Source organism: Corallococcus sp. CA053C, assembly GCF_003611675.1.
Classification (GTDB): Bacteria; Myxococcota; Myxococcia; order Myxococcales; family Myxococcaceae; genus Corallococcus.
The window spans coordinates 1-11384 of the sequence record NZ_RAWA01000326.1; the positions used below are offsets into that span (position 1 = coordinate 1).

At 70.5% G+C, this 11384-nt stretch carries 12 protein-coding genes and 1 pseudogene; 6 read left to right on the plus strand and 7 right to left on the minus strand.

Going from position 1 to position 11384, the window contains the following annotated elements:
• The first annotated feature begins 31 nt into the window (after positions 1-31).
• From D7V97_RS44325 to D7V97_RS31825, 3 genes are all read left to right on the plus strand, one after another.
• Positions 32-616, plus strand: a complete 585-nt coding sequence (locus D7V97_RS44325; protein ID WP_147445051.1) for a hypothetical protein — start codon at positions 32-34, stop codon at positions 614-616.
• Positions 617-793: 177 nt separating this feature from the next.
• The gene (locus D7V97_RS31820; protein ID WP_120614385.1) at positions 794-2086 is read left to right on the plus strand and encodes a serine/threonine-protein kinase; all 1293 of its coding nucleotides are present in this window, start codon (positions 794-796) and stop codon (positions 2084-2086) included.
• 63 nt (positions 2087-2149) lie between these two features.
• Positions 2150-2368, plus strand: a complete 219-nt coding sequence (locus D7V97_RS31825; protein WP_120614386.1) for a hypothetical protein — start codon at positions 2150-2152, stop codon at positions 2366-2368.
• Between the two features lie 415 nt (positions 2369-2783).
• Here the strand turns inward: D7V97_RS31825 and D7V97_RS46840 are convergent, their stop codons facing one another.
• The 3 genes and pseudogenes from D7V97_RS46840 to D7V97_RS31850 all read right to left on the minus strand — a co-directional run bounded on the left by D7V97_RS46840 (position 2784) and on the right by D7V97_RS31850 (position 3973).
• A complete protein-coding gene (locus D7V97_RS46840) occupies positions 2784-2897 on the minus strand; it encodes an ATP-binding protein (protein WP_120614387.1) in 114 nt (37 codons plus the stop codon).
• Positions 2898-2962: 65 nt separating this feature from the next.
• Positions 2963-3313 (minus strand): annotated as a pseudogene (locus D7V97_RS46680) (PAS domain-containing protein); the annotation flags it as partial.
• Positions 3314-3730: 417 nt separating this feature from the next.
• Positions 3731-3973 (minus strand): hypothetical protein, encoded by a 243-nt coding sequence (locus D7V97_RS31850; protein ID WP_120614389.1) that lies wholly within the window; start codon positions 3971-3973, stop codon positions 3731-3733.
• Positions 3974-4125: 152 nt separating this feature from the next.
• Between D7V97_RS31850 and D7V97_RS46155 the strand changes: the two genes are divergently transcribed.
• Both D7V97_RS46155 and D7V97_RS31860 read left to right on the plus strand, forming a co-directional pair.
• On the plus strand, positions 4126-4746 hold the full coding sequence (locus tag D7V97_RS46155) for a hypothetical protein (RefSeq protein ID WP_233583356.1): 621 nt from the start codon (positions 4126-4128) through the stop codon (positions 4744-4746).
• Positions 4743-5306 (plus strand): head protein, encoded by a 564-nt coding sequence (locus D7V97_RS31860; RefSeq protein ID WP_120614390.1) that lies wholly within the window; start codon positions 4743-4745, stop codon positions 5304-5306. The genes D7V97_RS46155 and D7V97_RS31860 overlap by 4 nt, the downstream gene beginning before the upstream one ends.
• A 1-nt stretch (position 5307) precedes the next feature.
• Here D7V97_RS31860 and D7V97_RS31865 read toward each other — a convergent pair whose 3' ends face one another.
• Together D7V97_RS31865 and D7V97_RS31870 are read right to left on the minus strand one after the other, a co-directional pair.
• Positions 5308-5988: a cyclase family protein gene (locus D7V97_RS31865; protein ID WP_120614391.1), complete on the minus strand. Its 681-nt coding sequence runs from the start codon at positions 5986-5988 to the stop codon at positions 5308-5310.
• Positions 5989-6086: 98 nt separating this feature from the next.
• The gene (locus D7V97_RS31870) at positions 6087-8783 is read right to left on the minus strand and encodes an ATP-binding protein (protein ID WP_158623495.1); all 2697 of its coding nucleotides are present in this window, start codon (positions 8781-8783) and stop codon (positions 6087-6089) included.
• A 188-nt stretch (positions 8784-8971) separates the two neighbouring features.
• Between D7V97_RS31870 and D7V97_RS31875 the strand changes: the two genes are divergently transcribed.
• On the plus strand, positions 8972-9349 hold the full coding sequence (locus D7V97_RS31875) for a two-component system response regulator (RefSeq protein WP_233583357.1): 378 nt from the start codon (positions 8972-8974) through the stop codon (positions 9347-9349).
• 19 nt (positions 9350-9368) lie between these two features.
• Here the strand turns inward: D7V97_RS31875 and D7V97_RS31880 are convergent, their stop codons facing one another.
• Entirely contained in the window at positions 9369-9845 is a 477-nt protein-coding gene (locus D7V97_RS31880; RefSeq protein ID WP_233583358.1) for a response regulator, read from the minus strand.
• A partial coding sequence (locus tag D7V97_RS31885; RefSeq protein WP_147445052.1) for a response regulator occupies positions 9842-11384 on the minus strand: 1543 nt, incomplete at its 5' end. The genes D7V97_RS31880 and D7V97_RS31885, both read right to left, overlap by 4 nt.

Genomic DNA, 11384 nt, shown 5'->3' on the forward strand with positions numbered 1-11384 from the left:
GTCCGCACCCGTCCAGAAGGAAAGTCCTCCCGTGAAGCGCGCTCCCGCTCCCCTGTCGCCCCCTCCCGACACCGCCGCCAGGAAGCCGCAGGCCCTGGCCTCCCCCCCGAGTTGGCCCCCAGCGGCCTGGACGGGTTTCCTCAAGACGTGCGCGGGCGTCTCCGCGGCGGCCGCCCTCCAGATGGGCTGCCCGGGGGCCCAGGTGCGGCCCGAGCCCGCCGACTGTCCCTCCAAGGCGCGGAAGATGATGTTCGGCGACATGGCCGAGGGCGGCCTGGGCCTGAGGACAGGAATGGGGTTTTGGATCAATCTGGACCACCGACAGCCTGGAATGGGCAGTACCACCGTCCACCGGGATGGCCCCGTGACAGGCCTGGTCCGGAACTCCCACAATCCCGGCCTTCCCAACGGCACGCTGCTCTCTGGCTACCTGTGGACGGGCGGCGAAGGCATCGTGGGTCGCTACACGCAGGCGCAGCTTCCGGATGGCCGCACCGTGCCCGTCTGCATCGAGACGGGCGAACAGGGTTTCGTCCGGAAGCTGGAGGAGTCCACGCCCGGAGCGGCGGTGAGCATCCAGTCAGTCCCGGCATACCCCGTCGAACGGTGGCATTGACGGCCACGCCCAACGTAACGCCTGTTTACAGACAGGCCCCCTTTCTTCTCACCCGGGGTGAGAGAGATTCCGGGCTTTTTGGACCTGCCACGTCGTTCCTCCAGAACGGCGCGAGCACTACCTTGCACCTGCCTTCGCGCGAATCCCTCTCGTGCAGGTGCAAGGAATTGCCCACCCATGGCCCATCCGTCTGACCTGCCGCTCGCCAGCGGCGTCGTGCTCTTCACGCACGGAGACACCTCCTACGAGTTCTTCAGGGACCTGGGGCCCGGCCGCCTGGGCGAACGCGTCCTGCTCGCCCTCGCCCGCACCTCACGGGGGCTGGGTGACTGCGTGCTGCTCAAGTGTCTTCCCCTGCCTCACGCGGAGGACCAGACCGAAGGCTTCCAGCGCACCCGCGCCCGTCTGGAGGAAGAGGTGCGACTGGCGCAGTACCTCCAGCACCCACGCATCGCCCGCGTCCATGGCCTTGTCGAGATGACGCATGGATTGTGCGTGGTGATGGAGAACATCGAAGGGTTGTCGCTCAACACGTTGCTCTCCATTGCACAGGCGCGCGGGCGCTATTTCACCGAGTCCTTCATCCTCTACGTGGGCGCGGAGGTCGCGGCGGCTTTGGACCATGCGCATACGCGCACGGATGAGGCAGGCGTGCCGCTGGGCATCGTCGACCGCGACGTCAATCCGGGCCGCATCCGCCTGGGCCCGCGCGGTGAGGTGCGCATGACGGATTTCGGCATGGCCCTCTCGCGGTTGACGGGGCGGGTGGCGACGTCCTTCCCGCGTGCCCAGGGCGAAGTCCTCTACGCCGCACCGGAAGCGCTGATGGGCGAAGCGGTGGACGCACGGACGGACCTCTTCTCCCTGGGGCTGACGCTGCTGGAGTTCGCCACCGGCCGGCACCTGTACGACCCGGGCCACCTGCTCGCGGAGAAGGTCGAGGCGCGGCTGTCGCAAGCGGAGCGGGAGAAGGTGTTCGCGGCCTGGGTGGCCTCCCTTGGGATGGACCTGCCGCCGTTCGCGGAGGACAGCATCCGGTGCGCCATGGCCTTCCGTTCCGAGGACGTGGAGCGCGCCGCGGAGGGGCTGTCCGTGCCGCTTCGCGACATCCTCCACACGCTGCTGCGGCACGACCCCACCGAGCGCTTCGCCACGGCCGCCGAGCTGGAGCGCGTCCTGCGCGCCCGGCTTGCACAGTTGCCTCCGTACACGGGCGATGACGCGCTGAAGGAGGTTCAACAAGCCCTTGAGGAGGCGGACCCGCGGCTCTGGGATATCGACGTGCCGGAGGACGAGGGAGGGATTGCCGTGCCCATCCCCGACATTCCCAGCCCAGACGAGGTTCCCACCGAGCCCGCATCCCATTCGAAGTCCTGGAGACGTGCCACGACGAAGCGCCAACCGGACGAAGTGACGACCGCGCCGGGAGCTGGAACGCATCTCGCCGGAAGACGGCAGCCGACAGTCTGAAGCGCTGATTCCTACCGTCGTCCATGCCGGTGGCACGTCGCGGAGAAGCGCGCTGCCGATGCAATGCGGAAGCTCCTTGATGAGGCAGGAGTCAAGAGTGCTGACAAGGCGCTTGCTGCGCTCATGCAGCTGCGTGATGCGGGCCGCGGTGCTTTAGCGTTACTCTTCGCTCACGCTCGAATGGACGTCAGGGTCACTGCTGCCGCGTTCCTGCTTCGGCATCGGACCGCCGAGGTCAAGGTGGTTGTTGAGCCCTGGTTGATTGAGAAAGAGTTTGAATGACGAAGCGCATGGGAATCGGGTCGGAGCATGCAGCGTGGATTCAAACGCTGTCAGGGTTCCTGGGTTGCCCACTGGGGCTTGTTGAAGGGAGCGAAACCCTTGAGGCCGACGCTGCATCCTCGACGCTTGAGGGCGTGATGGGGCCACCGCATTCAGGAATCACAACGGAGCTTCTTGTGAAGCTGCTGGTCACCCGAAGAGATGACGGTGGCCTTGATGTTTGGGCTCTCGTGTTTTTCTTTGTCGACAAACGACGTGTCGCCGAACGAGACAAGTGCTACCTGACAGTCGAATGGCGTGAAGGACAATGGGCTCGACGTGGATGGGAGGCGGACGCAGAGGGGGAATGGGCGGGTCTTGAAACGCTCGAGTGACGATTCCCTTCACGCAGGTGGAGGCGCTGGTTCGAACAGCGTCAGCGCGGCAGCCGCACCGTGAAGGTGGTGCCGTGCTCCTGCGTGGAGTGCACGTCGATGGTGCCCCCGTGCGCATCCACGATGTGCCGCACGATGTAGAGCCCCAGCCCCACGCTGCGCGCGCCTGGGTGAAGTCCAGCAGGTCGCGGATCATCCGCAGCGCGCGCTCCGCCGAGGACTGGATGCGCAGCGCCGCGCGCGTGGCGCGCTCGTCCAGGGGCTCGCGGTGCAGGAGCGTGGAGGTGCCCAGCAGGATGGCGCTCAGCGGGTTTCGCAGGTCGTGGGAGACGATGCCCACCAGGTGCTTCTCGAACTCGGCGCGCTGGTGCGCCACGGCCTTGGCGCGCTTGCGCCCCGTCACGTCCAGCACCGTGCCCAGGAACCGCACCGGGGCGCCGTCCGGGCCGAAGTGCACCTGGCCCTGGGCGGACACCCACCGCTCCCGCGCGTCCCCGGTGACGACGCGGTACTCGTGGGTGTAGAGGCCGCTGCCGCCGGGCGTCAGCGCTTCCCTCGCGGCCAGACGCATCCGTTCCCGGTCCTCCGGGTGGATGTGCTCGAGCGCGTCCCGGAAGTTCGAGGAAGACCCCGTCCAGCAGCTCCTGGATGCCCTGGCCCCAGACCTCCGGCAGGGCCTCCAGGATGGGCCGTCCCAGGACCTGGGGCGCCGTGCGACGCCAGAGCTGACACACGCGGGGGTTGGCCAGCTCCACGACGTGCGTGGGGCCCCGCAGGATGGCGATGGCGTCGGTGGCCGTCTGGCTCGCCAGCCGGTAGCGCGCCTCGGAGGCGCTCAGGCGGGCGTGTCCTTCCTGGAGCTGTCCGAAGAGGAGCGCCCGGTCGAGGATGCCGGAGAGGGACTCCACCACTGTGGGGCCCCCCGGTGAAAGTCCGCTCCGCCAGGAGGCGCGGGCCGTCAGCGTCGGGACGCTGACAGAAGGGCGCGTCAGTGGCGGTTGTCGAACTGGATGCCCTCCCTCACGGAGGCGATGGCCTGCTCCGTGAGGCTGATGGCCTTCGCGCGGTGGCCGCCCTTGTCGCTGCTGGCGGCGCGCAGATCCGCGAGCGCGGACTCCAGGTGCACCAGCGCGTCGCGCATGCGCGGCTGACGTTCGGCGTAGGCGTGGTTGGTGGCACAGCCCAGGAAGAAGGCGACGGTGGCGGTGGCGGCGACGATGGAGCGGCGCATGGGGACTCCCGGAAGGAACGGCGGAAGAAACTCCGCCCGTGTTTCCGTGATGAACCCGGGGGCGCCGGAATGGTTGCGGGGCATTTTTCGTCAGTTCCACGCGAGCCGCACCCAGCGGCTCGCTGAAGAGGGCGCGTGTTAGGGTCCGCGCCATGAAGACGCTCGGCCTCGCCCTGCTGGGCGTACTCCTGTCCTCGTGTGGCGCAGGGCGACAGAAGGTGGCCCCCGGAGCTGAAGAGCTCCGCTCCTTCGTGCTGTTCATCCAGGAGCAGTCAGATGGGACGATGGCCCATTCCTGGCGGTCCGCGGAGGAGGTGGAGCCGTCGTTGTATCGGTTGAAACCCGGAGCTGGAGGAGACGGCCGACGCGTCGTGCTCACGGGGGCAGGGAGCCGGGACTGCGATGCGGAGAACCTGGAGTGCGTCCGGTCGTGCATGCAGCGGCCGTTGGCTCAAGGCTTCGGGCACATCACTTCTGGGAATCGCGGGTTGGGTGGCAAGAAGGCGTATTGTGAGGGATTGTGCCGCCAGCCCTATCTGGACTGCGCGGAACTCCAGGAGCGCAAGCCCAGGGAGTTCTCCACGGTCGATGCGGCGGTGGACTGGCTGGAGCGCCATCGGAGGTCCATCCTGGTGGGCAGTGTGTTTGTCATCGCGGGGGTTGCGTTCGTCGTGGTCTCCGCGGGAACCGGGCTGGTCATCCTCGCGCCCGCCGCGCTCCTGGCGAGCGGAGCGGGTGAGGCGGCGCCGGTCGTGATGGGAGCCGCGCCATGAAGCACGAGAAGCTGTCCCTGGAGACGCAGGAGTTGCTGGCGCGGCTGGAGAAGGAATCTCCCTCCCAGGCGGACAAGGAGCGATTGACGGCGGCGATCGACGCGCTCCAGTTCATCTATGCCATGGGGCAATCCCAGTCCTTCCTGGAGTATCGCCAGAGCCTCGCTGACAGAGCGCCTCCGCTCGTGGTCGCTGCCTTCGATACCCGCGCGGAGGCGGACGCGTGGCTGATGACCCGGTCCCCGGTTCCTGACCGGGCCTCCGTGTTGATCGCGGGCGCGTACTTCACCGTGATGGACCTGCCGGAGCTGCGACAGCGCAGGCTGGTCCCCAGTCCGGTGCTCCAGTTCTACCTGGAGGCGATGCGCGAACAGGCAGGCGCTCCCGTGTTCCGGTTCACCTCGCACGCGGAGGCGGAGACCTGGCTCAAGAGCCAGGGGGAGCCCCCCCGGCAGGTCGTCATCCAGATTGGAGACCGGCCCTATCTGGCGGCGTACCACCCTCAGGTGCGGGTCCGGGCTCTCTACCCCCTCTTCGAAACCGGAGCGGCTCCCACGTAACTCAACCCTTCGGGGGCATCCGTGAGCGCAAGAGCACCCGCGCCGGAGCCCCGTCCCCGTTCGCGAGCCGCAGGGGCAGACACACCATCTCGTAGGCGCCGGGCCCCACCGGGCCCAGGTGCAACCCTTCGATGATGCACACGCCCGCCTCCAGCAGGAGCCGGTGCGTGGCCTCGCCCTCGTCCATGCCCGCGATGGACAGGTAGTCGATGCCCACCGTGCGCACCCTCGTCTCCACCAGGAAGCGCGCCCCTTCCGTGGACAGGTAGGTGAAGTCCGGCCGGAAGTCGGACGTGTCCCAGGGGCGGGAGGAGTTGGCCGTCTTGAAGAGCAGGCGCTCGCCCCGCGCCGGCAGGTGTTCGCGCAGGGCGTCCGCGGTGATGGCCGGGCCGCGCGGCAGGAACAGCACCCGCACGTTCCCCATCAACCGGTCGAGCGGCAGCGCGTCCACGCCCATGCCTCCCGGAAGGAAGTGCACCGGCGCGTCCACGTGGGTGCCAGAGTGGACGCCCAACGACAGGTGAGACACGTTGGCCGCGTCCCCCTTCGCCAGGGAGCGGTGGGAGCGCACCTGGATGGGCGGGTTGTCCGGCCAATGCACCATCCCGTCGCGGACCGGCACCGTCACGTCCACCCAGGGCGCGCCGCCCCTGGGGACCTCGAGTGTCGAATGCGGGGACATGCCTCAACCGTAGGCACGCGACGTCCGCGAAGGACGCGGCGGGAGGCGGCCTGCTCCAGCGGTCGCTTCGGACCGCGGGGCTGCCCGGCCTCGCGCTGCTAGCCCCTGGCCGGAGGCCTGGCGCCCGCGCGGGGCAGCCGCACCGTGAAGGTCGTGCCCCCTTCCACGGTGGACGTCACGTCGATGGTGCCTCCGTGCGCGTCCACGATGTGCCACACGATGTAGAGCCCCAGCCCCACGCTGCGCGTCGTGCGGTCCATGCCCGGCACCCCGCGTTGCATGGGCTGGAAGAGGCGGGGCAGCAGGTTCTCCGGGATGGGGGCGCCCGCGTTGTGCACCTCCAGGAGGGCGCCCCGGGCCGTGCCCCCCACGCGCACCGTCACCGGCGTGCCCTCCGGCGAATACTTCAGCGCGTTGCTCACCAGGTTCGTGATCACCTGCGCGATGCGGTCCGGATCCCAGCAGCCCCGCGTGTCGGAGCCCGTCGTGACCGTCTTCAGCACGCGCTCCGGGAAGTTCACCTGCACCTCCTCCGCCACCTGCTGCACCACCGTGGCCAGGTCCAGGTCCTGGCAGTGCACCGGGATGCCACCGCCCACGCGCGCCTGGGTGAAGTCCAGCAGGTCGCGGATCATCCGCACCGCCCGTTCGGCGGAGGCCTGGATGCGCAGGACGGCCTTGGTGGAGCGCTCGTCCAGCTCATCGCGCCGCAAGAGCGACGACGTGCCCAGCAGGATGGCGCTCAGGGGGTTGCGCAGGTCGTGGGAGACGATGCCCACCAGGTACTGCTCGAACTCCGCGCGCTGCCGGGCCTCGGCCTCCGCGCGCTTGCGCTCCGTCACGTCCAGCGCCGTGCCCACGAAGCGCACGGGCTGGCCGTCCGGCCCGAAGTGGATCAGCCCCCGTCCGGACAGCCACCGCACCTGCTGGCCGCCCCTGCCCGGCGGCTTCACGCGGAACTCGCACGCGTACTCCCCGGAGCCCCCCGGCGCGGCGGCCTCCTCCATCGCCTGCTCCACCCTCGCCCGGTCCTCCTCGAGGACGAACTGCATGGCCTCCGACAGCGACACCTCGCTGTCCGGGGGCAGCCCCAGCAGGGCGCGGAAGCGGGGGTTCCAGGAGGCCTCGCCCGTGAGCGGGTTGATGTCCCAGCTGCCCATGTCCGCCGCGTCCTGCGCCAGCCGCAGCCGCTCCTCGCTGGCGCGCAGCGTGCTGGCCAGCGCCTCCGTGCGCTGCCGGGCCCGCACGCTCTCGGTGACCTCGGTGGCGACGATGAGGATGCCCTCCACGTCACCCTCCGCGCGCAGCAGCGGCTGGTAGACGAAGTTGAAGTACACGTCCTCCAGCGCTCCGCCCGGGGACCGCGCCAGCCGCACGTGCAGCTCCTGGCCCACGTAGGGCACGCCCGTGGTGAACACCCCGTCCAGCAGCTCCTGGATGCCCTGGCCCTTCACCTCCGGCAGCGCCTCCAGCAGCGGGCGGTGCAGCACGTGGGCGCGCGTGCGTCCCCAGAGCTGGAGGATGCGGGGGTTGGCCAGCTCCACGACGTGCGTGGGGCCCTGGAGGATGGCGAGCGCGACCGGCGCCTGTTGCAGGAGCGTGTTGAGCCGCTCCAGCTCCAGGTCCGCCCGGACGCGCGCCGTCCGCGCCTCCTGGAGGAGCCGCTCGCGCCCGGTCTCCGTCTTCCACCGGACCTGCCAGTCCCCGGTGGGCCCCGCCTCCTCTGGCGCGAAGCCGGTCAGGTCCCGCACCCCGCCGCTCCAGACCCGGTGATCCGCGACGAGGTCCCAATCCCAGACAGCGTCGGCGGCCGCCTTCGTCGCCAGCCGGTAGCGCGTCTCCGACGCCGCCAGCTGTTCGTGCGCTTCGCGGAGCTTCCCCCTCAGCAACGCGCGGTCGAGGAGGCCGGAGAGGTACTCCACCAGCGTCTCCAGGAAGCGCTTGGTCCGCGGCGCGATGGGGCGTCCCTCCGTGAAGCCCACGCACAGCACGCCCAGCAGCTCGCCGTGGGGCCACAGGCGCAAGCCCAGCAGCGTGCTCCAGCCCTGCGCGTCCAGGCCCTCGCGCTCGGACGCGGCCAGCCCGTGCGCCTGCGCCAGCACCCGCGGCTCCTCCGAGCGGGCCACGCGCCCCAGGAAGGACGGCCCCCGCGAGTCCACCCGCCGGCCGGGGCTCGGGAACTCGTGCCCGGTGTGGGTGACGGCGACCATCGTGCGGCCGTCCGGCTCCACCAGGAACAGCTCCGCGCCGGAGGCCTCCAGCGCGCGGCGGACGGTCTCCACCAGGGGCTTGAGCGGCGGGTGCAAATCCTCGCGCGCCGCCAGCGCCCGGGGCGCCAGCGCGTCCAGCTGGCGCAGGAAGCGCTTCTCCCGCTGACGGTCCTCCAGCGTGTCGCCGGAGAAGAGGACCACCCCGTGGTCCATTGCCTGCTCCAGCTGCTCGAAGAGGCACTGGAGCTCCGGGGCGGAGGGCTGCTGTTCGGGTCGCGCGTCCTCCCAGAGCCGGGAGATGAGCCGGCCCAGGATCGTGTACTCCCCCGTCGCGTCCTCCTGCGTGGCGCCCACCCGCAGGCGCAGGTTGAGGTGGGCCTCCTCCAGGCGCCTGCGCGTCTCCAGCCGCTCCGGTGTGGGGCCGTGACGGCAGATGCCCGCCACGGCGCGCAGGTACTCCGGCAGCGTGGTGATGATCTCCGAGGGCTTCAGGCCCTGGCTGGTCTCCGGGCCGCGCAGCTCCTCCATGAAGCGGCGCACCACGGCTTCCGTGTTCGCTTCGATGAGGTCGGCCAGGTGTTTCATGGGCGTGTCATGAGACGGTTGGGGCTGCCGTACCGGGGTGCAACGTCCGGGGCCGCTCCTCCTGGTGGATGTCGGCGGGCACCCGGGCTGGGGCATTTTCCGTGGGGGGCGGTTGCGCGAGGGCGAGCGGATGAGCAGGGCGGTGTCATTGCTGGCGGTGTCCGGACGACCTGCGTAGGCTGTCCTCCGTGTTGAGAACCACGCCCCAGCCCACCATCCTGATCGTCGACGACGAGCCGGACCTGCGCGAGGTGGTGGCGGAGCTGCTGGAGATGGAGGACTACGCGGTGTTGCAGGCCGCCAACGGGCAGCTGGCCCTGGACGTCCTCGCCTCCGCGAACCGGCCGTGCATGGTGCTCCTGGACCTGATGATGCCGGTGATGGACGGCTACGAGTTCCTGAACCGCCTGCGCGCGGATGACCGCTACCGCGAGCTGCCGGTGCTGATGCTCACCGCCCACTTCTCCGCCACGGCGCCCCCGGGCACGGTGGGCCTGTTGCGCAAGCCCGTGGACATCTCGGAGCTGCTCAAGCTGGTGGCCCGGCACTGCCCTCCCGTCACCTGACGTCGCGTGGCCTTCGGGCTCAGGCCGCCGGCATCGCGTGCACGGCGATGGCGTCCAGCAGCTCCTCCAGCCGCACCGGCTTGCCCAGCCGTCCGGAGACGCCCTGGGGCAGCGGCAGCGTGGGGTGCGCCGTCAGCACCAGCACTCGCGTCAGGGGCAGCACGCCCAGCCGGCGCAGGTGGTCGATGAAGGCGTGGCCGTCCATCACCGGCATCACCAGGTCCAGCAGGATGAGCTCCGGGACCCGCTCCAGCCGCGACAGCACGTTCAGCGCGTCCTGCCCGTTCACCGCCGTGAACACCCGGTAGTCCTCCGACTCGAGGATCTCCTTCAGCGCCTCGCGGACGTCGCGGTTGTTCTCGACCAGCAGCAGGGTGATGGAGTGTTGCGTGGTGGACACGCGGCCACGGTAGGGCAGCGACCGGGGGATTTCCAGACGTCGCGGGTACCGGATGCCCGGAGGGGCGGGGAGCGGCCGGGCGCCCGGGTCCTTCACGTCCTCCGCGGCAGCGTCAGGGTGAAGACGGTGCCCTGCGCGTCCGACGCCACGGTGAGCGTGCCCCGGTGGCTGCGGACGATCTGCTCGGAGATGAAGAGCCCCAAGCCCAGCCCGGATGGCGCGTGCGCGCCGGAGTGCGCGCGCTGGAAGGGGTGGAAGAGCAGGGCCAGCTCCCGCGGGTCAATGGGCTCCCCCGGGTTGGCCACCCGCGCGACGACCTGCTCCGGCCCGCCCTGGAGCGACACCTCCACCACGCTGTCCGCGGGGCTGTATTGGAGCGCGTTGCCCAGCAGGTTGCTCAGGACCTGGGTGAGCCGGTCCGCGTCCCAGGCGCCCGTCAACGGCCCGGTGGACGTGACCTTCACGACGCGGGTCGGGTGGACCAGCTCCAGCTCCTCCACCACCTGGCGTGTCACCCCGCCCAGGTCCATCGCGCCCGGCGTGAGGGGGATGCCGCCGCCCAGCCGGCTGCGGGTGAAGTCCAGCAGCTCGGTGATCATCCGCGTCATCCGGTCCGCGCTGCTGACGATGCGCCCCGCGGTGCGCATCAGCGGCGCCGGCATCTGCTCGCTGGCGATGAGGAAGCTGGCCGCCATGCGGATGGCGTTGAGGGGGTTGCGCAGGTCGTGCCCGACGATGCCCAGGAAGCGCTCGCGGAACTCCGCGGCCGCGTGCAGCTCCGCCTCCGCCTGCTTGTGCCGGGTGACGTCCACCACCATCGTCCCCACGCCCAGCACCTCGCCCCGGGGGGTGCGCACCGGGTGGAAGCCCACCATCAGGTGCATCTCGGACGCGGCCGCGTCGGCGGAGGCGCCCGGCCGCTTCAGGGTGAAGGCCAGCTCCTCCTCGGGCTCGCCCGTCTCCAGCACGCGGCGCAGGGCGGGCTCCAGGCGGGGGGCCATCCCGGGCATCATCTCCCCCAGCGTCCTGCCCACGTAGGCCTCCGGGGGCAGCCCGTCCAGCTTCGCCATCCGCGCGTTGACGCGCACGAAGCGCAGGTCCCGGTCCAGCAGCGACAGGCCCACCGGCGAGGAGATGAGCAGCGCGTCCAGTTGCGCGAGCACCTCCGCCTTCTCCCGGTCCGCGCGCCGCACCTCGTCCACCAGCCGCTTGGTGCGCACCAGCGCGTTCACCCGCGCGCGGACCTCCTCCGTGCGGAAGGGCTTGGCCACGTAGTCGTTGGCGCCCGCGCGCAGCCCCTGCACCAGGTCCTCCGGCCGGCCGTGCGCGGTGAGCATCAGCACCGGCAGCACCTCCATGCCCGGCTGGCTGCGCAGGAACTGGCAGACCTCCGGGCCGGACATCCCTGGCATCTCCCAGTCCAGCACCACCACGTCCGGCGCCCGCCCGGAGTCCAGGCGTTCGAGCATCGCGGCGCCGTCCGGGAACGTTTCCACCTGGAACCCCGTTCCCAGCGCCGTCGTGATGAAGCGGGCCTCGCTGGCGCTGTCGTCCACCACCCAGACGCGCGGTGCGGCCTCCTCCACCGGGGAGGCGGCAGCGGCGGCGCGGGGAGCGGTGGGGTCAGGCATGGGG

Bases quoted from the DNA above. Each gene is read 5' to 3' on its own strand.
- D7V97_RS31825 (WP_120614386.1), top strand. From the start codon at position 2,150: ATGCGGAAGCTCCTTGATGAGGCAGGAGTCAAGAGTGCTGACAAGGCG.
- D7V97_RS31870 (WP_158623495.1), bottom strand. From the start codon at position 8,783: ATGAAACACCTGGCCGACCTCATCGAAGCGAACACGGAAGCCGTGGTG.
- D7V97_RS31850 (WP_120614389.1), bottom strand. From the start codon at position 3,973: ATGCGCCGCTCCATCGTCGCCGCCACCGCCACCGTCGCCTTCTTCCTG.
- D7V97_RS31860 (WP_120614390.1), top strand. From the start codon at position 4,743: ATGAAGCACGAGAAGCTGTCCCTGGAGACGCAGGAGTTGCTGGCGCGG.
- D7V97_RS46155 (WP_233583356.1), top strand. From the start codon at position 4,126: ATGAAGACGCTCGGCCTCGCCCTGCTGGGCGTACTCCTGTCCTCGTGT.
- D7V97_RS31865 (WP_120614391.1), bottom strand. From the start codon at position 5,988: ATGTCCCCGCATTCGACACTCGAGGTCCCCAGGGGCGGCGCGCCCTGG.
- D7V97_RS31820 (WP_120614385.1), top strand. From the start codon at position 794: ATGGCCCATCCGTCTGACCTGCCGCTCGCCAGCGGCGTCGTGCTCTTC.